General features: G+C 46.9%; 17 protein-coding genes. 2 read left to right on the top strand and 15 right to left on the bottom strand.

Going from position 1 to position 19,118, the window contains the following annotated elements:
• Positions 1–55 precede the first annotated feature (55 nt).
• Both BVG16_RS09000 and BVG16_RS08995 read right to left on the bottom strand, forming a co-directional pair.
• On the bottom strand, positions 56–955 hold the full coding sequence (locus tag BVG16_RS09000) for an alpha/beta hydrolase (protein WP_233146943.1): 900 nt from the start codon (positions 953–955) through the stop codon (positions 56–58).
• A gap of 162 nt (positions 956–1,117) precedes the next feature.
• Positions 1,118–2,035 (bottom strand): AraC family transcriptional regulator, encoded by a 918-nt coding sequence (locus tag BVG16_RS08995; protein ID WP_158081654.1) that lies wholly within the window; start codon positions 2,033–2,035, stop codon positions 1,118–1,120.
• 240 nt (positions 2,036–2,275) lie between these two features.
• Between BVG16_RS08995 and BVG16_RS08990 the strand changes: the two genes are divergently transcribed.
• A complete protein-coding gene (locus BVG16_RS08990; protein ID WP_078498216.1) occupies positions 2,276–3,475 on the top strand; it encodes an MFS transporter in 1,200 nt (399 codons plus the stop codon).
• 97 nt (positions 3,476–3,572) lie between these two features.
• Here BVG16_RS08990 and BVG16_RS08985 read toward each other — a convergent pair whose 3' ends face one another.
• The 11 genes from BVG16_RS08985 to BVG16_RS08935 form a co-directional block, all read right to left on the bottom strand.
• Positions 3,573–4,436 carry an RNA polymerase sigma-70 factor gene (locus BVG16_RS08985; RefSeq protein ID WP_078498215.1) on the bottom strand — a complete coding sequence of 288 codons (864 nt, stop codon included), beginning with the start codon at positions 4,434–4,436 and terminating at the stop codon, positions 3,573–3,575.
• Positions 4,437–4,472: 36 nt separating this feature from the next.
• A complete protein-coding gene (locus tag BVG16_RS08980; RefSeq protein ID WP_078498214.1) occupies positions 4,473–5,657 on the bottom strand; it encodes an NAD(P)/FAD-dependent oxidoreductase in 1,185 nt (394 codons plus the stop codon).
• Between the two features lie 111 nt (positions 5,658–5,768).
• The gene (locus BVG16_RS08975) at positions 5,769–6,752 is read right to left on the bottom strand and encodes an aldo/keto reductase (RefSeq protein ID WP_078498213.1); all 984 of its coding nucleotides are present in this window, start codon (positions 6,750–6,752) and stop codon (positions 5,769–5,771) included.
• Positions 6,753–6,910: 158 nt separating this feature from the next.
• On the bottom strand, positions 6,911–7,732 hold the full coding sequence (locus tag BVG16_RS08970) for a COG4705 family protein (RefSeq protein ID WP_078498212.1): 822 nt from the start codon (positions 7,730–7,732) through the stop codon (positions 6,911–6,913).
• Between the two features lie 113 nt (positions 7,733–7,845).
• Entirely contained in the window at positions 7,846–8,964 is a 1,119-nt protein-coding gene (locus BVG16_RS08965) for a Ger(x)C family spore germination protein (RefSeq protein ID WP_078498211.1), read from the bottom strand.
• Positions 8,961–10,064: a GerAB/ArcD/ProY family transporter gene (locus tag BVG16_RS08960; protein ID WP_078498210.1), complete on the bottom strand. Its 1,104-nt coding sequence runs from the start codon at positions 10,062–10,064 to the stop codon at positions 8,961–8,963. The genes BVG16_RS08965 and BVG16_RS08960 overlap by 4 nt, the downstream gene beginning before the upstream one ends.
• Positions 10,057–11,589 carry a spore germination protein gene (locus tag BVG16_RS08955; RefSeq protein ID WP_332888767.1) on the bottom strand — a complete coding sequence of 511 codons (1,533 nt, stop codon included), beginning with the start codon at positions 11,587–11,589 and terminating at the stop codon, positions 10,057–10,059. The genes BVG16_RS08960 and BVG16_RS08955 overlap by 8 nt, the downstream gene beginning before the upstream one ends.
• Before the next feature lie 80 nt (positions 11,590–11,669).
• Entirely contained in the window at positions 11,670–12,401 is a 732-nt protein-coding gene (gene gpmA / locus BVG16_RS08950) for a 2,3-diphosphoglycerate-dependent phosphoglycerate mutase (RefSeq protein ID WP_078498498.1), read from the bottom strand.
• 232 nt (positions 12,402–12,633) lie between these two features.
• Positions 12,634–14,229 (bottom strand): PTS sugar transporter, encoded by a 1,596-nt coding sequence (locus BVG16_RS08945; protein ID WP_078498209.1) that lies wholly within the window; start codon positions 14,227–14,229, stop codon positions 12,634–12,636.
• Positions 14,230–14,394: 165 nt separating this feature from the next.
• On the bottom strand, positions 14,395–14,763 hold the full coding sequence (locus BVG16_RS08940) for a DUF4180 domain-containing protein (RefSeq protein WP_078498208.1): 369 nt from the start codon (positions 14,761–14,763) through the stop codon (positions 14,395–14,397).
• A 3-nt stretch (positions 14,764–14,766) separates the two neighbouring features.
• Positions 14,767–15,252, bottom strand: a complete 486-nt coding sequence (locus BVG16_RS08935; RefSeq protein ID WP_078498207.1) for an SRPBCC family protein — start codon at positions 15,250–15,252, stop codon at positions 14,767–14,769.
• Between the two features lie 207 nt (positions 15,253–15,459).
• Here BVG16_RS08935 and BVG16_RS08930 point away from each other — a divergent pair, with 207 nt between their 5' ends.
• Positions 15,460–16,488: a CdaR family transcriptional regulator gene (locus BVG16_RS08930; RefSeq protein ID WP_078498206.1), complete on the top strand. Its 1,029-nt coding sequence runs from the start codon at positions 15,460–15,462 to the stop codon at positions 16,486–16,488.
• A gap of 54 nt (positions 16,489–16,542) precedes the next feature.
• On the opposite strand, the gene BVG16_RS08925 is transcribed toward BVG16_RS08930, so the two are convergent.
• Both BVG16_RS08925 and BVG16_RS08920 read right to left on the bottom strand, forming a co-directional pair.
• On the bottom strand, positions 16,543–17,685 hold the full coding sequence (locus BVG16_RS08925) for a glycerate kinase family protein (RefSeq protein ID WP_078498205.1): 1,143 nt from the start codon (positions 17,683–17,685) through the stop codon (positions 16,543–16,545).
• Between the two features lie 21 nt (positions 17,686–17,706).
• A complete protein-coding gene (locus BVG16_RS08920) occupies positions 17,707–19,002 on the bottom strand; it encodes a GntP family permease (protein ID WP_078498204.1) in 1,296 nt (431 codons plus the stop codon).
• Positions 19,003–19,118 lie beyond the last annotated feature (116 nt).

Below are 19,118 nucleotides of genomic sequence, written 5' to 3'. Positions count from 1 at the left end.
GATCTACGCAAAAAAACCTGCACAAGGCAGGTCATTTCAAGCATTTTTTCCGATTTTACTCGCGATCGAATCCTCCATAGAACAGGAGGTAGTTCTCGACTTGACTGCTCCAATAAGCATCGTCATGTTTCCCGCCCGGCGTGGTATGGAACTCAAAGGATTTGGTTTTCTGAGCTTGAAGAATATCGCTTAATTTCTTGGTTCCTTCTTTAAAATCGTCTTGGTCGCCGCAATCCAGATAAATGTTCAATTTATTTAATTTCTGACTTGCTGCGAGGGCGAGCGGATCATTTTCTTGTCTAACTGTGCTCGTTGGATATATCATTTTCTCCAGCACATCCCACATTTTGCCGACAAACAAGGCCGGTGAATGTCCTCCCACCTTGCTGTATAAATTCGGATGACGTAAGGCGATATGCAATGCAGCAAATCCACCCATAGAAGTCCCTCCGATATATCGGCTATTTCGTGACTTAATCGTGTTGAAGTGACTATCTACGTAGGAAATCACGTCTTTTGTGATGTAGTCTTCGTATTTGCCAGCGTTTAAAACGCCTTCGTCCCCGGGTTTGCCGCTTCCGTCTACATACCCGGTATGATCTGCTGAATTGACCCCAAAGCTGTTATCTATTTTTGGCGCTACGATAATCATGGGCTCGATTTTTCCACTCGTGATCAGTTCATCCGCTTTCTTCGTGATGTTAAGTGCTTTGAACCAATGATCTTCATTAAGTTTGTAGGAATGCAGCACATAGAGGACAGGATACTTATCTTGCGCATCATAGTTCGGCGGCAAATACACATTTACATTCATTTCTTTCTGCAGAGACTCGCTATAAAAGACGGCTTTCAACGTGGTCGAAGACACGTGAGCCTGTTGTGGAGCTGCTATCGCAGCAGACTGCCATAACGAGAAACTAAACACTACAGCACATACCGTTTTCATCCATTTCATACATACATCTCCTCTTTTTGATTTCATCGAATTGCTCTATTGGAATCGTATCAGGACATGGATGGTGAGGGTACTGAATATCCGCAGTGTATTCCTGCATATTGACAACATTTTAATATAAGCTTTTCGACATCAAAAAACGCTCCGCATCGGAGCGCTGTTTTATAACGATTTGTGCAGCATCCAACAATATTTATTACGGTATTCCGCTGGTGAATACCCCGAATGCTTACGAAAGTTCCTGATGAAATGCGCATCATCGTGAATTCCGATCATCTCCATAATCTCGGTTGTTGGCAATGTGGTATTGCGAAGCATCGCATCCGCCATGCGCATACGAATGTGGTTCAGATAAGAGATGACAGAATAGCCGGTTGATTTTTTGAAAGATTCATTGAGCGTGGTCTTGTTCACATGAAATAATCCAGTTAAATGCTCGAGCTTAATTTTATCTTTGTAGTATGTATGCAGATAGGCGATGACAGGCTTTATCGATTCTGGAACGACATGGGGGATCGGGTGGGGAGACAAATCCATCTCTTGATAAACCTGACGAATAAGAAACAGCAGTTCCATGAGATAGGAGCGGCTGCGGCATGGCCAGTAGCAATCTGGCTGTAATGTGAGATTCTTCCCGATGTGCTCGATTAATTCTTCCGCACGCTTCGCAACGGAGGGATCTAGCGGCATCCCTCCGTAATAGGATTCCGTGCGATCGATGAAAGGTTCCATCACCCATAGATCTTGGTAATCTGTAGTAAGACCTTCCTGTAAACCCTGAAGCAAATGACCAAGCCGGGTATTCAATACGCTCGGTTGGAACCGTAAGTACTTCACCTTGAACGATGCCCCTGCCATAAAGCGTACATGCTCCCGGTCATTGAAACAATATACCCCCGGGGCCATAATCGGGTACAGACGATCCTTTAGCTGCAATACCCCAGTCCCCTCTTTGATCAAGAGAATACGGTAGGTCCTAAGATCTTCGTGATCCTCGTAGACCGTATCTTCAGGATGGTATGTCATGCCCAGCTGATAGCCTTGATAGTAGATAATCCCTTCCGTCCAGAGCTTCATCATAAAGACTTCCCTCATCCTTTGATATTTGATCACTTGCATCATGAAAAAACCATGATACTAAATATACCATCATATGGTAATTTTATGCATATACCTCATCCATATCAATACCTATCAAATAATTATCTTGAAAATATTTTCTGAAAACGAAATAATATAAAGCAGGTCTCCAATTCAAGCAACTTGTACTTACAAGTTTATCGTATCACTTTATGCCATAGAAAGGTTGTCATTCACAGCATGGATTTATCTCACAGTATTTCGAGGAAAAAGGCTGTCAAAGAACCGTTTCCTATCTCCATTTTGTCGCTTACCGTAGGGGCGTTTGCTATTGGCATGACGGAATTCGTCATCATGGGTCTTCTCCCGAATGTAGCGGATGATTTGCACGTCAGCATTTCGACGGCAGGGCAGCTCATTACCATGTACGCACTTGGCGTCGCTGTCGGCGCACCCATTCTGACCATCCTTACCCACAAGATTCCGCAAAAGAAACTGTTGTGTCTGCTCATGGTGCTCTTCATTCTCGGTAATGGTATTTCTGTATTTGCACCAAATTACGCCGTTCTGATGGTTGCACGTATGATTACAGCCTTAACACACGGAACGTTCTTCGGTGTCGGTGCGGTTATTGCTTCCAATCTCGTACGCCCGGACAAACGTGCCGGCGCCGTGTCCATCATGATGGCCGGGTTAACGATTGCAAATATTATCGGGGTTCCGATGGGGACGTTCATCGGACAACATTTAGGTTGGCGGGCTTCATTCGGCGTGATTGCCATCATGGGCGTGCTGGCTTTGATCGGAATCTTCGCGTTCATTCCGAAGCTTCGGCAGGAACTGCCGACAAGCATGACACAGCAAATCAAGGCGTTAGCTTCACCGAAGCTCATGTTATATCTGCTTATTGGAGCGTTAGGAAATGCGGGGTTATTCGCGGTATTTACGTACATTGCTCCTTTGCTGCAACAGGTTACGGGGTATGCGGAGCACAGCGTGACTTGGATTCTGGTTCTCTTCGGCTGCGGCGTAACCATCGGTAACATCATTGGCGGGAAGCTCGCCGACTGGAAGCTCATGCCTTCCATTCTAGGGCTTTACTTCACGATCTGTGTGATCCTCACGCTATTTACATTCACCGTACACAGTCCGGTTGCTTCCGTCATTACCATCTTCCTGTGGGGAGCAGCTTCCTTCGCCGTGATGCCAGGTCTTCAGGTACGCGTCATGAGTCTGGCGCAGGATGCTCCTGCACTGGCCTCGACTTCGAGTCATTCCGCAGGCAACCTCGGGAACGCGGCAGGAGCTTTCATTGGCGGATGGGTTATTACGCACCTCTCGATTACGTCTCTACCGTGGGTCGGTGCCGTACTCGTAGGTCTAGGTCTCGCCATCGGTGTGGCAAGCTATCTCTCGGAACGGAAACGCCATGCAGCATAATGGTATAGATATCATCAAAATACGAACAGCCCCGGCTTCTCTTCTTGTAGAAGCGGGGCTGTTTGCTGTCCACATGATGAGCTGTAGGGATAGATCTTTATTCATGAAAAAGCGTCAACTTATCCGGGTTCCTAACAAAGTAAAGGTTCTGGATCAGATTCTTTTCGACATGAAGGAGAACAATGGTTAAGATTCCCCCTTCTGAACGAATAACAAGTCCCGTTTGACCATTAACCTGAGCGATCTCCACTTGTAGACCTTCTTCGTCCTGACGAGCTTTACGTATGACTCCAAGAAGGAATCGGACGACATGATCCCGTGTTTCAATAGGATGCGCAGCTGCGGATACTTTGCCTCCCCCGTCAGATACCAGCACGACATCTTCGCCAAGCAAAGATATCACCGTATCTACATTGCCCTGCTCAAGCGCAGACAGGAACCGGCCAACCCACTCTTCGCTTGCTGCCTCGGCATGGATGGGTTCGTCGGGCGAAATGCCCATTTTCCCTCGCGCGCGGCTGATCAGCTTGCGGCAATTCGCTTCGCTTTTACCAACAAGTTCGGCAATCATGGGGTACTCGAAGCAGAGTGCCTCACGAAGAACGAACACCGCTCGTTCCGCGGGGGATAGCCGATCTAACAGCACGAGCATCGCATAGGACAACAATTCGCCGCGAACGACGGATTCGAACGAATCGTCTTCTGAGGTACGGATGGGCTCAGGAAGCCAGGGACCGAAATACTGTTCCCGCCGTTTTCGTGCTGATTTGAGCACATCGAGACAACGATTCGTTACCATTTTGCACAAATATGCTTTGGGCTCGACTAGACGTTCCGGGTTAACATCGTACAGTTTCAAGAACACATCCTGTACAACATCCTCCGCATCAGAAGCCGAACCCGTCATTTGATAGGCAAGCGTAAACAACAGCCTTTTATACTGCTCGTATAGGTCCTGCATTGGATCACTTCCTGTCATTTTGCCATTCATTTGGAGTTATTTCAGCAAACTGGCCACATCCCACGTGTATTTCCTAATTTTCCAACCCAATTTCCCTGTAAGAACAATATCCAGACCCCACTGACGAGTCCATACCATTCCCTGCCCAGGACCTAAGCCAATACAGAAAAAATCCGTAAATGGCTTATGCGAGGGCGCCGTATGCCCCTCCACATCCGCTAGAATAACTTTGCCAAGTCGATCGGCTTGCGCATTACCTTCTTTACACGTCTTGCCATCCGTTCGACCAGTTACCGGATCAACGATCTGCGCGCAATCTCCGATAGCGTACACGCCTGGCGCACCTTGAACCCGATAGCTTGCATCGACGATAACATATCCTTCTTCCGTGAGTGGTAATCCGACGCTTCGCAGCATGGGATGGGGTACAAGCCCCAAAGTCCATATACATAAGCCGACGGATAGCGTCTGTCCGTTCGACAGGATCAGCCTTCCCTCGGTCTCCTGCAATCCCTTGCATCCATGTAAGGAAGTTACTCCAAAGTCAGCGAGAGAACGTTCTAATTTCATCCCTACCTTGGCCGGACCTTCCTTGAAAAGTCTATCCTGCGCATTCAATAGATATATTTTCACAGCACCCGGGTCTAACCCGAGCTTTTCTGCTTCCGCACGAACGACATAAGCCAATTCCGCAGAGGTCTCGATACCGCTAATACCGGCTCCTGCAACGGCTATGGTCATGTATCGCTGGCGCTCTTGCGCATTTTTCGTTTGAACCGCTTTTCTTAAGTTCGCCATCCATATGTCACGGATGTTCCTCGCAGCGTCCTGACTGTCCAATGCAAGGCCGCCCTGCGAGGGATCTGGCTGCCTTACGACACTGCCTGCTGCCACGACGAGAATATCGTAATTCATGGCGAACTCCGTGCCTGCTGGATCCCGATATAGCACTTTTCGTTCCTTAGCTGCAATATTTGTTACGGTAGCTTGAACGAATTCAACCCCTTCAGGAAACAATTGATTCAAAGGGATCGTAATATCCTCTTGTCCGACCGCAAGCTTAAAAAGTAATACTTTACGCAGATGGTAGGGGTTCTTATCGATAAGAATGACCCGGAGCGTTCGGCTGCTCATTTCCCCCTGACATGATTTGCGAATCGCTTTTACAGCATTTATGCCCGCGTATCCTCCACCAATAATGACACATGTAAGTTCGTTCATGACAATCACTCCATTCTTCGTTTGCACATGAAACGAGGAAGGATGCCATCTTGTGACAGCATAAGCGAACCTATTTATAAAAATACATGAATGCGAACCGGCGAGGGCTAACTAGGCATTCGAAGGTAATCGGTAAGCCGCAAAAGGCTCTCCATGGCGGAACGAATCGCTAATTTCGTCCAATGACTCGCTCACTTCTGCATCCATGTCTAAAGCTACGCTTTTCAAATTATCTTGCAATTGTTCCACTCTTGTGGCACCCACAATGACGGTCGAGACAGCGGGTTTATGCATAAGCCATGCTAAGGAAAGCGCACTAGGGCTGCTTCCTCGATCAGCAGCGAGCTTACTTACTTGCTGTCCTAGTGTAATCCGGCTAGAATTCAGGAATTTGTTGAAATTAGGGTCCGTCACGGCCCTGGAATCGGCAGGCGCCCCCTCTGTCAACGTATATTTCCCGCTTAGAATACCGCCAGCCAGTGGAAAATACGGTATAATTCCTACGCCCTGATCTACACACATCGGGACGAGTTCCTGCTCTGGTGTCCGATCTCCGAGTGAATAACTAACTTGCGTAGAGATATAACGGGGAAATCCTTTCTGTTCACTGATTCCCAACGCCTTCATCAGTTCCCATGCGGCATAGTTGGATGCGCCAATATAGCGAACCTTTCCGGCACGGACCATATCATCTAAAGTACGTAATGTCTCTTCAATCGGTGTATACGGGTCGAAGGTATGGATCTGGTAGAGGTCGATATAATCGGTTTTTAAGCGTCGAAGACTGCTCTCCAATTCTTGTTGAAGATGATACCGCGATGAACCCATGGCATTCGGACCTTGTCCCGTTACTAATCCGGCTTTTGTAGCTAGTACCACGTGATGACGCTTTCCCGCCAGCGCCTCTCCAATAATCCTTTCCGATTCCGTACCCGCGTAAATATTGGCCGTATCCACGAAATTAATGCCTTGGTCCAAGGCAAAATGAATGATCCGCGTGGATGTTTCTTGATCCGCACGTTTCCCGAATGCATTCGTACCTAATCCTAATGCTGATACTTCTAACCCGCTTCTTCCTAGTCGACGATATTTCATATTCGTTTACTCCTTTATTCGTTGTTTGGTACTATTCTGGTATTCGTAACGATGATTATTCCTCTAATTTATCACATGAACCGTTTCTCTAGCACATATGCACGAAAAAGCCTAGAGCCATTCTGCTCTAAGCTTTTTCGAATGATTTTATAAAATATCTACTTCTCCGTTAAATGGGACAGCGATATCTCGTCTCTTTTTGTCTTGGTCAAGTAAATCACCAAGCATAGAATCGTAACGAGGAAGATTGCACTCGTTCCTACCGTTCCCAACGCAAGCCCACCCTCATCACGAGGTTGTGATAAATAGTCGCCGAGAGAAGCACCGAATGGACGAGTCAAAATATAAGCAATCCAAAAGGCCGGCACAGCACCTAACTTAAAGTAGTAATGTGCAATGGTCACCAAGGCGATTAGTCCCGCGAACATCAGCGCTGACAACCAGTAACCCAAATTCAAGCCCTCTGCTATAAGGTCCCCGGCTGCAGTCCCCAAGGCAAAGGTGAACAGAATCGTCAGCCAATAGAAAACTTCCCGCTTGGTGGTGTAAATGGAGTGGATGGAGAGTGTATGCTCACTCGCAAACCAGGCCAAAAATACCAACATCAGCGCGACTGAAAAGATGACGGTCGTTATTCCCAAAGGAACTCCGAAGTTATCTGTGAGGTTATCCGTGACCAATGTGCCAACAACGCTGATAAGTACGACCGTGAGCCAGTAGATCCAAGGCACATACTTTCTCGCTCTGAACTGAACGAATAGCATAATGACCAAGAAGATACTCATGACAAGGGTCGTATTGGTCAAGCCTAAGCCCAAATTCATGTTCAGGAAATCGGCTGCCGTCTCACCCACCGTCGTTGCCATAATCTTAATGATCCAGAAGAAAATCATGACCTCTGGTACCTTGTTCAACATCTGCCGTCCATTTTGCTGAACATACAAATCGTTGTCAGAATGGATTGATTTTTCGCTATTCATGCTTCATTTCTCCTCTCTTTCATGGCTAGGCGGATTTCTAAGCTGATGCCATGAGTGTAGCATCGCATTCTGTGAATACGATGAGAAAAGATTAGGTTATTCCCTCGCTTTATTTAGTTCATTATTCCGTGTTTAACAATCTTAACCGTCACTTTAGGAACAAACTCCACCTTCGGGTAATCCTCTAACCAATGCAGTTTTTTCCATGTATTCGGATAGTAAGCCATCACTCTTCGACCGATTCCAAACCCGTCATGCTTGGCCTGCAGCATTTTCTGCGTAATCACTTGCGCTCTTCTCGTCAGTTCTTCCGATAGCTTCTTATCCAACTGGGTGAGATTTCGCTTATCATTTAAGTGATCCTTTGCGTATTCAACGACAGCTATTTTTAATTTCAGATCGAGCGTCACTTTAATATTTCGGTTGTTTTGAACGTTTACTTTCAACTTCCGCTTTAATTTTTGAATGTCTATCGCGATATATTTCTCCGGGTTCTGACTTCCCTCCTCATTTATTTTAAGCGTCACACTGGCAGTCTTGGCTAATTTATCCGCCATCAATAGGTATAACATGGAATCTTCCGATTTTAAGGTACCTGTCATTTTATCCCCACTAAATAATGCTATCCCGTAAATCGAAGGACTTGTCGTATCTTTAGAAATATAGGGGAGAGCAAAAGCATCACCTGGATCCAACATGGGTGGACAGATAAGTTGAAGGTTAACCGCTGGAATAATCGTTCTACGCTCCGCGCTACTGATTAGCTTGTTAAAATACTCGCCGACGAGTTTTGTTCCTGGTTTTTTGAAAGTGAGGATATCATGTGCTGTACCCTCAACGACAGCAATCCTCGCATTCAAAGCGCTGCTGGGATCACGGTAGTATACATCGAGATACGGATAAATACCTTGTCTCGCTAGAGCCTCTCCCATTAGAGTGACACGAAGCTTGGAAGCCGAGTATATACCGGATATCTTACGGTCAAGAATATCCCGCAATTGTCTGGTTGTATTTCCCTTCCCCGTTTGGATTTCGTCCAAACTCTTATTTCCGGATTGCGAACCGCTCACTTCGAGTACCGAGGAGGTAGCTTGAAGCTTCCCTTCCGGATCCAGGTCTAAGCCGCTGGCATCTACAATTCTGATGTCCTTCAACAGTTGTTGGTCCCAACAACCCGATAGAAGCGTTGCTGCTAGGAAGCAGGTTGCGAATAAGATTAACCCCGTTCTCACCTCGGTCTCCCCCTTGCTTCATGTATGTTGAACAGAACGGAAATCATTAATAGAACGAAGGGAATCCCAATTATAAACACATAACCTGTGATAGATAAAATTTTCCCTATCGTATCAATGAGGAGCGGATCTTGAATGATCAGCGCAATGATAAATACGAGCGCCGCCGTATAAGGCACTGCCTTGCGATGATTACTCTGTTGCCGAAAGAGATTGGCGACTCCCTTGGAAGCCATGAAAAAATAACCTATCGCCGAAGTGGTTGCTACAACCATCCACAGGGAGAGAAAATAGAGGTCTAACCGCTCGAACAATTTAAAGCCTAACGCCTTGACCATGTACAGTAGAGGTTGGGGCAGCAGTTTCAACTCCTGAGGACTGAATACGATAAGACTAGTAAAGACCGCAAAGGCATATAACAATGTGGAGAAAATATTCGCAAAGACGACTGCCTTGATTTTCGCAACGCTGCCTCCCTTCACGAAGGGATAACAAATTAATAGAATTTCATACCCCGCTAAAGCGGCCATGGTTTCGTGCACGCCCTTCGTAATTTTCCATATTCCTGCCTGTCCCACTGGCAATATATATAGAAAATTAACGTGAAGATACGCACAAGAAACGATAATGATCAACGCGATGTTACAGAAAAATACAAGAACAAAAAAACGGGCAATCGTTCGCAAACTCTCACGGACCAAATAGATACATACGCTCGTCATCATCCCTATAACGATCCATTGGGGCGTCTCAATCAACACCCAGTCTCGGATTGTTTTAGCAAAGTTAATAATGATGTAGCTTGACACGAGTATGAAGTAAGCCGCATATACGAGGTGGACAAGTTTTCCTATATATCTTCCTAATAGTGCCGGCAAATAATCATACAATGTAAGCGAAGGAAATCTCCTGCCTAAACACCATAGGACAACAATGAAAAATTGAACCAATAATCCGGCGATAAGGACGGAGATCCACGCGTCCCCTTGGGCTGCGGTATGCACTTGGGAAGGCAGCATTAACAGCCCCACTCCAATTTGAGTCTGGACGACCAAAAATGCGAGCTGTCCCGGTGTAATTTGATCCCTCACATTAATCATCGCTTCTCTCTTCCTCCACGGGTTGTGACTGCTGATTTAGTTTTTGAGGAGCTGGATCTTGCGAACGTTGTCTTAATGCCCACTGTGGCATTCGAATGATCGTATCCTTCAAATCCTTCCATCGGAACGGAGCGATAGGAGCCAAATAAGGCGTACCGAACGATTCTAATGAACATAAATGAATCAGAATGATCATTAAGCTGTAGACAATTCCAATAAATCCGAATAGCGATGCGGCAACCATAATAGGAAAGCGCAGCATTCGGACCGATGCACTCATCTCATGGGAAGGTACAACGAAAGAAGCAATCGCCGTTAAGGCGACAACAATGATCATAGTGTTCGAAACTAGACCCGCCTTGACAACCGCATCCCCGATGACGAGACCGCCGACGATCCCAATTGTTTGTCCCACAGGCCCAGGGAGGCGGATGCCAGCTTCACGAAGCAATTCAATCGTCAGCTCCATAAACAGCGCCTCAAGAATCGGCTGGAACGGAATGTTCTCAATGCTGCTTTTAATGGGCAGCAGTAAATCCTCCGGAATCACTTCATAATGGAAAGAAACCACCGCAATATAATAAGCCGGTAGAGCGATCGCGAAGACAAAGCTGCATACCCGGATGAATCGAATAAATGACCCTTGCAGAGACCGAAAACTATAATCATCGGGCGATTGATAAAAGGCAAAGAAGGTCACAGGCATAATTAAGGCCGTAGGACTACCTTCGGCTAACAATGCCACTCTGCCTTCCAGTAAATTCCCTATGACTCGATCCGGTCTCTCTGTATGCAGCAGCTGAGGAAAGGGCGAGAACGTTTTGTCTTCAATATATTCTTCGATAAATTCGGAAGATGAGATATTATCCGCATCAATATTCTGTATCCTGCGATCGACTTCTTCGATAAGCTCGGGATTGGCCAGATTCTGCAAATAGACAATTACCGCTTCAATTTTTGTTTCATTCCCAAGCTTATACCGCTTCACTACTAAATTTCGATTCTCGATATGTTTACGAACGAGCTGTAGATTTATACTGACACTTTCCACAAAACCTTCGTGTGAGCCCTCCACAACCTTCTCATTGTTCGGTTCGGTGACATTTCGGACATGACTCGATCCTACCTCAATAACAAAGCAATCTTCCATACCCTCGATAAATAGCACGGCATTTCCTTTAACTACCAAATCAATCACTTTCTCAAGATCATCATGCTTGTTCGCTCGCATCGAGATTAGAATTCCTTCTAAATCTCCGTCTTTATTTTCCAAAATCGGCTTGAATATTTCCTCACGAATTTTACTCTGGTCGCACATGGTGTACATAAAGAGGAACTCGCTCGTATACCCTGGGATCGATACCTTTTGGCGTACTAAATCATCTGTATGAAACAGCGCTTCTTTCAAATATTGAATATTCTCCTGCACTGTAGGAAATACCGGTCGGGGCGTCAATGTAGACTTTCCGGGCATAGGTCTGCTCTTTCTTCGATTATTATTCAACATTTCTTTGAAAAAACCCACGACCCTGCCCCCTCACAACTTACAATGATATGATAGCTACATCGTAGATTGTCCCCATAATAGGAGAAATATTCCTTTATCTAGAAGTGATGAGGAATAACACCGGGCTCCAATTCGCCCTCCATGCCTAGATAGTAGTGTCGGACCGGCTTCAGATTTTCATCTAATTCGTATACCAGCGGAACTCCCGTCGGAATATTTAGATTCACGATGCCGTTGGAAGGGATATTGTCCAGATATTGAACTAAGGCACGGATCGTATTCCCATGGGCGGATATCATCAATTTTTGGTCTTTTCGAATCGCAGGTGCGATCGCTTCATTCCAATACTTCAACACTCTTCGCTCGGTATCTTCCAGACTCTCTGTGAGAGGAAACTGCCCTTCTTTTAACGCCTTATATTTAGGATGGGAGGCCTCGTACCTTGGATCACTCTTCTCCAACGCAGGGGGCCTGATATCGGCGGACCTTCTCCATTGATGCACTTGATCCTCACCGTATTTCTTGGCTGTGTCGTCTTTGTTCAAACCTTGGAGCGCACCATAATGTCTCTCATTCAGGCACCAGGATTTATAGACGGGTATCCACATCAAGTCCATTTCATGCAGAACAATCCATAACGTACGAATTGCCCGTTTGAGCACAGATGTATACGCAGCATCAAATGAAAATCCGTTCTGCTTCAGGATCATTCCTGCTTGCCTTGCTTCTTCCAATCCATTGTCCGATAAATCTACGTCTGTCCATCCCGTGAATCGATTCTCTAGATTCCACACGCTCTGCCCGTGGCGAATAAGTACGATTTTCATCATCGCTCGCTTCTTTCTATATCCGGTATGCGTTAACAATTCCCCTTTATTCATCTCCCAGAGGCTCCGAAGTTATTCTCCTGGAGAAAACCGCGCCACGAAAGCTGGGCTGCATCGATTAACGAAGGTGCTTAAAAAACAGTTAGATCCTCGACACAACAAAAAGCCCGTATTAGCTATACCATTAGCTAAGCGGGCTTTATATTTTATCCAGATAAGGTTGGCCTAGTAGATGTTATGCAGATTGTTCAACCTGGGTGGTGGGTTCCAGGTTCTTCTTGTTTCGGACAGCCTTGTTCGCCACCAAAGTAATGACCAATGAGAGTAATAACGCGACCGCCATGGCGATCGTGAACCCCATCACGTTATTGGATAGCAAAGGCCCCATGAACGAAGGAACGTACGCGGTACCTCGAACGTTGAACACGCCCACGAGTCCGCCTCCTACACCCCCGGCCAAGATCGCTCCCGCAAATACCATTTTGTTCGAGAACATAAATGGATACGCCGCCTCTACGAACGTACCGAAGCCCATATTGATCAGAAATCCCGGAGTCGCGACCGCCGCTTCCCCTTTATCTCTTGGCGCAATGATATTCGCTAAGGTAATACCGGCAGATACCATAACCAAACCTACCATGTCTACCGCACCCAAGAAACTATTGCCCGTCTTCTCCATTTCAAGCAATACGATCGGCAGAATTGCGGCATGATAGACGCCTCCCAAGATCGCTGGCCAAATCAACAGCCCTGCCACAACGCCGGCTACGATCGGATTGAAAGAGATCGCCTCGTTAATCAAATACTTCATCAACTCTCCGGCTTGCAAGGCAAATGGAGCGATCAAATAATACATGATGAGTCCCGAGATCAGACCTGCGAATCCACCAGCCACGATATTGACCGTCGTCATAGGGAAACGCCACTGTACACATTTTACGAACAAGTACTGAACCAGAAGACCAGCACCAATCCCGCCAATAATACCGCCAATAATGCCGCCATTGATCGATAAGGTTCCTGCAATGACACCTGCAACGATCGATACTTCATCCAAGTCGGAGATTTGCTTCGCGGCAATGACCGCAAGAACAACCGGCAATGCCTTGAGCATGAGATCGAATACTTCGCTTAGCCCTTTTAACGCGGGGATTTGGCTTATGGCGAGCACAATCGCCATGGCTATAAAACCTGGCAGCGAAGCCTGCATAATCCCTTTCAGATTGATCTTCCGCCACGGATTGGAAGACACGGATGCATGTTGGGTGGACGTATCTCCAAGGACAGGATGATATTTGATCCCCCAATATTTGCACAAAGAAGTCATGAAGGATACGGCTCTTGTCCGATTCGTCGTTCCTGTCGTCCCGGAGGTAGCGATCACATTCGCTCCCTTGGAACTGATCAATGCCATGGATGTTCCCCCGGTCCCTACGACAGGAATCCGCTTCTCAACCGCCGCTATCATAGCTTGTTGGTTGGCCTGGTTAGGATCGGCGCTCATCACGATGATACCATCGATCTGACCGGCTTGGATCTGACCTGCAATTTCCGTGTCTAACACCATCGCTGCTTGGTTCGTCTCTTTCAATGGCCCCTCATACATCTTGGTGAGACGCATCTCGCCTGCATCCCATCGATAGAGAACCGCCGCTGTATGATCCTTCGCTACATCCATCGATTCTACGGCTGCAATAAATTGCACCGCAGCAATCTCTACATTCGCACCCTTACATTGCGAGATAATTTCACTCATCAACTTTTCGGGATCTTTCCCCCCGAGATTAAATAAGTTTCCGCCGCTGCTGCCCAGAATGGCTATACGTTTCATGATGTACCCCTCATCTAATAGCTTTCTCACTTTAATTAGTTACCGCATTAGCTTATTATACGAGTAAAAAGACGGGGGAACAATAGTTATTATGGGGCGAGTGGGTGCATACAAAAAAACGCCAAAGACCCGACCGGTGTCTTTGACGCTGCTTCAAATCATTGGCTACGCCGAGCGATGAAGCGCTTCAAGCGCTGCTTGCTCATTTTCCACGAAAAACACATCTTTACCTTGATTGCACTCATAGATAAAATCCTTCAAGCTCTTGCTGGTGTACCCCTTAAAATCTCCGACAATCGCAATTTTCACCTGGTAATTGATATACTTCTGCAGAATTTCCCCCGCCAACCGCGTACTTAAATCGAAGAAATCCTCCGTGATGTTGGATTTATAAATGACAAACTTATAGCAATTGTCGGTATATTGTAACGTAGACATCAAATCTAAGGCATCTTGAACATCCTTGATCAGGATATCCGGACTTGAAATGACGGCTACCCTAGAGCTCCCTTGTTGATCTACCCGCACTTCCATGGTTTATCCCCTTTCCTTCAATCGTTCAATCAACTGTACATACTGCGGATGCAGTCTATTCCATTCACTCTGGCGCGATTCAAGCGTCCTGTCATCCAGTAAGGCGCTGATCACATCCAAACATACATGCCAGCCGGCAAGATCCCTGGATGTATGATCCGTTAACCGATGAATCTTCTCTTGAAAGACCAACCGACAGCCCTCTTGCTCCGGATAAAGTTCAAAACGAACCTGGTCTTCCCCCCATGTATATTCCAAGACAGAATTAAGGGTAAGATCGGTAATTCTCATCTCCTCGAACGTACCGTTCTGCATATCGAACTTCATTAGACCGCCTATAGCCAGCTCCTCGACCTGAAGCTCGACGAACCATTTCGCAAGCATGTCATTGTCTGTCAACATGGACCATACCTTCTGAACGCTATGCTTCCAACGACGTTCCATTCGCGCGGTATATCCAACCTCCGTTTGTTCTATGACAGCTAACATGGTGGACCCTCCTATCATCGTTATGGGATAATATTACCATTTGTCGGAAGCGCGATCCAGCTTGCGCCGTAGGGTGCTGCTGAGATCTCATCCTGGTTATGATATGATAAAAGAAATCTCGTTCATCTGCACAAACAAGTTCAAACTTTCACAATATGAGAAGCAGGATATTGCACCATACTAGCATCAGGAAGGGAGGGCCTTGAATTGTTCCAGCTTTCCGAGCAACAGGCACAAGACATCGTCGATAAAATGATGAAAGACATCCCCTATAACATCAATATCATGAATGACCAAGGCGTCATCATCGGCAGTGGGAATAAAGGGCGGGTAGGCACGATTCACCAAGGTGCGGTAAAAGCTTTGGCCACGGGAAAAATGATTGAAGTATGGGATGATGGCCGCTTTGAGAAGAAAGGAACCAACGAGCCCATTGTGATCGACCACAAACGCGTAGGCGTCATAGGGATTACCGGCAATCCGAATGAAGTAAGACCCTTTTGCAACATTGTAAGAACAACGGTAGCGCTGCTGATCGAGCAAGGTACCGCCTTAAAAAACCTGGCTCATGAAGCGAATCGCAAAAAAGCTTTTCTAGAAATGCTGCTTCAACACCAGGGGGCCTATTCGCAAAAACTCAAAAAAGAAGCTTCAACGTATAAGATCGATTTGCTTCTAAAGACCGTAGTCCTGTATGTCAAAAATTTCACGTGGAATGAGGAATCCGCAAAGAGCTTGCTGCTCTACCCGTCATTCGTCATGGAAGAAGACACCCATCTCATTATGGTTCAGAACGCTAAAAGTACAGATAAACTCATACAGACGATGCTGCAGCATCAGAATGATGCGTTAATCGCCATCGGAAATCTGAAGAGCAGCATTGCAGAAAGCTACTACCAGGCCAAGTCGGCAATGAATGTATTGGTTGCCCTCAACCTGCCATCGCGGGTCGTTGCTTATGACGAGGTCGATTTCCTTGTTAAGCTAAGCCATGCGGATCTGAGTAACAACTTGAACGTTGTCAGCAAATTAGAGGATACGATGGACATGATGGAGACCTTGCGGAGCTTTATTAACCATGATTGCAGCGTCTCGCTCACGGCGGCCGAGCTCAATATTCATCGCAACACGCTGCAATACCGCCTCAAACGGATCCATTCCATCACAGGAAAAGACCCGCGAAATGTACTGCAGCTATTTGAACTCACCCATGGATTATTGTCTCTATACAAATAAAGAGCAGCGGCCTCGGACGAAACCTTCGAGGCGCTGCTCTTGTCATACCATTTCTCATTCGCTGAATCGAAGAACTCGCGCGATATTTTCGCAAGTCCGCTCTACGTTCTGTGCTCCCTCAGACAACAGCTTCTCCAAATCAGCCGCCCCAGGAACAATGCCGAATACGGCATCAATGCCTTCGGTATAGAGCGCTTCAATGCCTTCTCCAATGTACCCCGCTACCGCAATGACTTTTTTGTCGGCCTCTTTGGCTGCCTTCGCTACACCGTAAGGGGTCTTACCGAATTTGGTCTGGAAGTCAATGCCGCCTTCGCCTGTGAACACATAGTCCGCATCGGCAAGCTTCTCTCTCAAGCCGGTATACTCAATCACAATTTCAATACCTTTTTGCAGCGTAGCTTGGGTGAAAATCAACAATCCTGCGCCCAAACCGCCTGCAGCGCCGGCGCCTGGGATATCCCGCACGTCTTTGTCCAGCTGCTGCTTCACGACTTCCGCATAATGCGCAAGGTTACGGTCCAGCTGAAGCACCATGTCAGGCGTTGCTCCTTTTTGCGGGCCGAACACATGCGACGCGCCATGTTCTCCACATAACGGATTGGTTACGTCACAAGCTACGATCATCTCGACATGCTGGAGACGTTCGTCAAGCGAGGAAATATCAATGCTAGCCAGCTTATCCAGACGGCCCCCGCCGCGCGGAAGAAGATTGCCTTCCTCGTCCAGGAATTTTGCACCAAGCGCCTCCGCCATCCCTGTTCCGCCGTCGTTCGTCGCGCTTCCGCCGATCCCGATAATGATCTTGTTGATCCCTTGATCCAGACATTCCCGAATCAATTCCCCTGTCCCATAGGTCGTCGTGATGAGTGGGTTCTTGGTTTCCTTCGTGACCAAATGAATGCCGCTCGCGGAGGCCATCTCGATCGCTGCCGTCTGGCCGTCGCCCAGAATTCCGTACTTGGCCGTTACCGTCTGTCCAAGGGGGCCCATGACTTCTTTGTAATGAATTTGTCCACCAGAAGCATCAACAAGCGACTGTACCGTCCCCTCGCCGCCGTCTGCCATCGGGACATGAATATAATTAGCCGTCGGGAAGACCTTGCGTATTCCCTGCTCCATCGCGATACATACCTCTTTTGCCGTCATGCTCTCTTTAAAGGAGTCCGGTGCCAATACAAATGTTTTCTCTCTCATCTTCTCACCCCATATCTTATATTAGAACAGAAATCCGTAGATTAACGTTGCAACAATTGTCATTGTTCCACCTACAATGGCCTCGTAAGGAATAAGCCCCATCCGTTGCTTGATGCTCATCTTCATGCTGTCCGCCGTGACATGGAAGTAGTTGCCTTGAGGCAAGGAGTCAATGACCGTTGCCCCGGTATGCACCATCACTGCTGCAGCGAGCGGTGCCGTACCCATATTCAGAATCGCTTGTCCGAACGATCCTGTAGCCAGGATAACACCCGTCGACGTAGAAGCCGTTGCGGCTGCCATCAGAATACCGGATATTGGAGCTAGGAAGGTTCCGGAGATACCCGAAGCCTCGATCAAGCTTACAACCTGCGTAGATAAGTCAGATGCCGAGATCAGCCCTGCAATCCCGCCTGCACCAATTAAGATCAATACCGTTGCTGTCATTTTGTTAATACCGGATGTAGTATATTGCAAAATTTTCTTGCCTTGCCCCATCGCTAGCATGCCGACAATACCGGCAATCGGTAGAATGTACATCGCATCCACCTTGAATTTGGCAAGTGCTTCAATTCCAGAGAGCGAGCCGATCGGATTAATCATAAGCAGAATGATGGCCACAACCGGAGCGACAATGGCTTTGCCAAGCGTCGGGTAGTTGGAAGTATCGGCCTTATTGTTATCTACTGCTTCTTCATTCGATACCATAACGCCTTTATTCTTTAGCATTGAAGCAATGATTACGGTTACAATCAAACCACAGATCGCAGGAATGATGCCCGCCAACATGACATGGCTTAAATCCAAGTTAAATCCCCGTGCTGCTGCAATCGTATTCGGATTCGGTGAAATGATATTCCCTGCTTTACCTCCACCCGATAAGGCAAGAAGCAGCGCGATTTTGGAGATCCCCATTTTGTTCCCTACAGACAGGGCAATCGGTGCAACGATCAATACGGCAACGGGAATAAATACGCCTACTGCGGTAATAATCATCGTCGCTAAGGCTAAGGCGAGAATGGCTTTACCCCCGCCGAATTTCTTCACGATGGCTTGTGCAATCGTCTCGGCTGCCCCCGACTCCATCATGACCCCGGCCAGCACACCTGCGGCAAGAACCCGGATGACCGTCCCCATGACACTTTGCGTTCCACTAACAAGTACATTAATCGTTTGTTCTAAATTTGCGCCCCCAATTAAAGCGCCTACAATTGCTCCTAGAAATAATGCATATACCGGATTAAGCTTTCTTAGTATCAAAACGATCGCGATTCCAAGACCTATAAGAGCTCCAATCCAACTGATCGTAAAATCCATCTGTCATACCCCCTATGCATTTGTTGAACACGCTTTCATTATAAGGTCTGTACCCGAATAAAAATATTGAAAAACGGACGAAATGTATTGTGCATTTGCACAAAAATGAGCACACA

The organism is Paenibacillus selenitireducens (assembly GCF_002021565.1).
GTDB classification, from domain to species: domain Bacteria; phylum Bacillota; class Bacilli; order Paenibacillales; family Paenibacillaceae; genus Paenibacillus_K; species Paenibacillus_K selenitireducens.
This window is presented reverse-complemented; position numbering and strand designations above follow the sequence as displayed.

Coding starts and splice junctions, on each gene's coding strand:
- BVG16_RS09000 (WP_233146943.1), bottom strand. CDS start 955: ATGAAATGGATGAAAACGGTATGTGCTGTAGTGTTTAGTTTCTCGTTA.
- BVG16_RS08995 (WP_158081654.1), bottom strand. CDS start 2,035: ATGATGAAGCTCTGGACGGAAGGGATTATCTACTATCAAGGCTATCAG.
- BVG16_RS08990 (WP_078498216.1), top strand. CDS start 2,276: ATGGATTTATCTCACAGTATTTCGAGGAAAAAGGCTGTCAAAGAACCG.
- BVG16_RS08985 (WP_078498215.1), bottom strand. CDS start 4,436: ATGCAGGACCTATACGAGCAGTATAAAAGGCTGTTGTTTACGCTTGCC.
- BVG16_RS08980 (WP_078498214.1), bottom strand. CDS start 5,657: ATGAACGAACTTACATGTGTCATTATTGGTGGAGGATACGCGGGCATA.
- BVG16_RS08975 (WP_078498213.1), bottom strand. CDS start 6,752: ATGAAATATCGTCGACTAGGAAGAAGCGGGTTAGAAGTATCAGCATTA.
- BVG16_RS08970 (WP_078498212.1), bottom strand. CDS start 7,732: ATGAATAGCGAAAAATCAATCCATTCTGACAACGATTTGTATGTTCAG.
- BVG16_RS08960 (WP_078498210.1), bottom strand. CDS start 10,064: ATGATTAATGTGAGGGATCAAATTACACCGGGACAGCTCGCATTTTTG.
- gpmA (WP_078498498.1), bottom strand. CDS start 12,401: ATGATGAAAATCGTACTTATTCGCCACGGGCAGAGCGTGTGGAATCTA.
- BVG16_RS08945 (WP_078498209.1), bottom strand. CDS start 14,229: ATGAAACGTATAGCCATTCTGGGCAGCAGCGGCGGAAACTTATTTAAT.
- BVG16_RS08940 (WP_078498208.1), bottom strand. CDS start 14,763: ATGGAAGTGCGGGTAGATCAACAAGGGAGCTCTAGGGTAGCCGTCATT.
- BVG16_RS08935 (WP_078498207.1), bottom strand. CDS start 15,252: ATGTTAGCTGTCATAGAACAAACGGAGGTTGGATATACCGCGCGAATG.
- BVG16_RS08925 (WP_078498205.1), bottom strand. CDS start 17,685: ATGAGAGAGAAAACATTTGTATTGGCACCGGACTCCTTTAAAGAGAGC.
- BVG16_RS08920 (WP_078498204.1), bottom strand. CDS start 19,002: ATGGATTTTACGATCAGTTGGATTGGAGCTCTTATAGGTCTTGGAATC.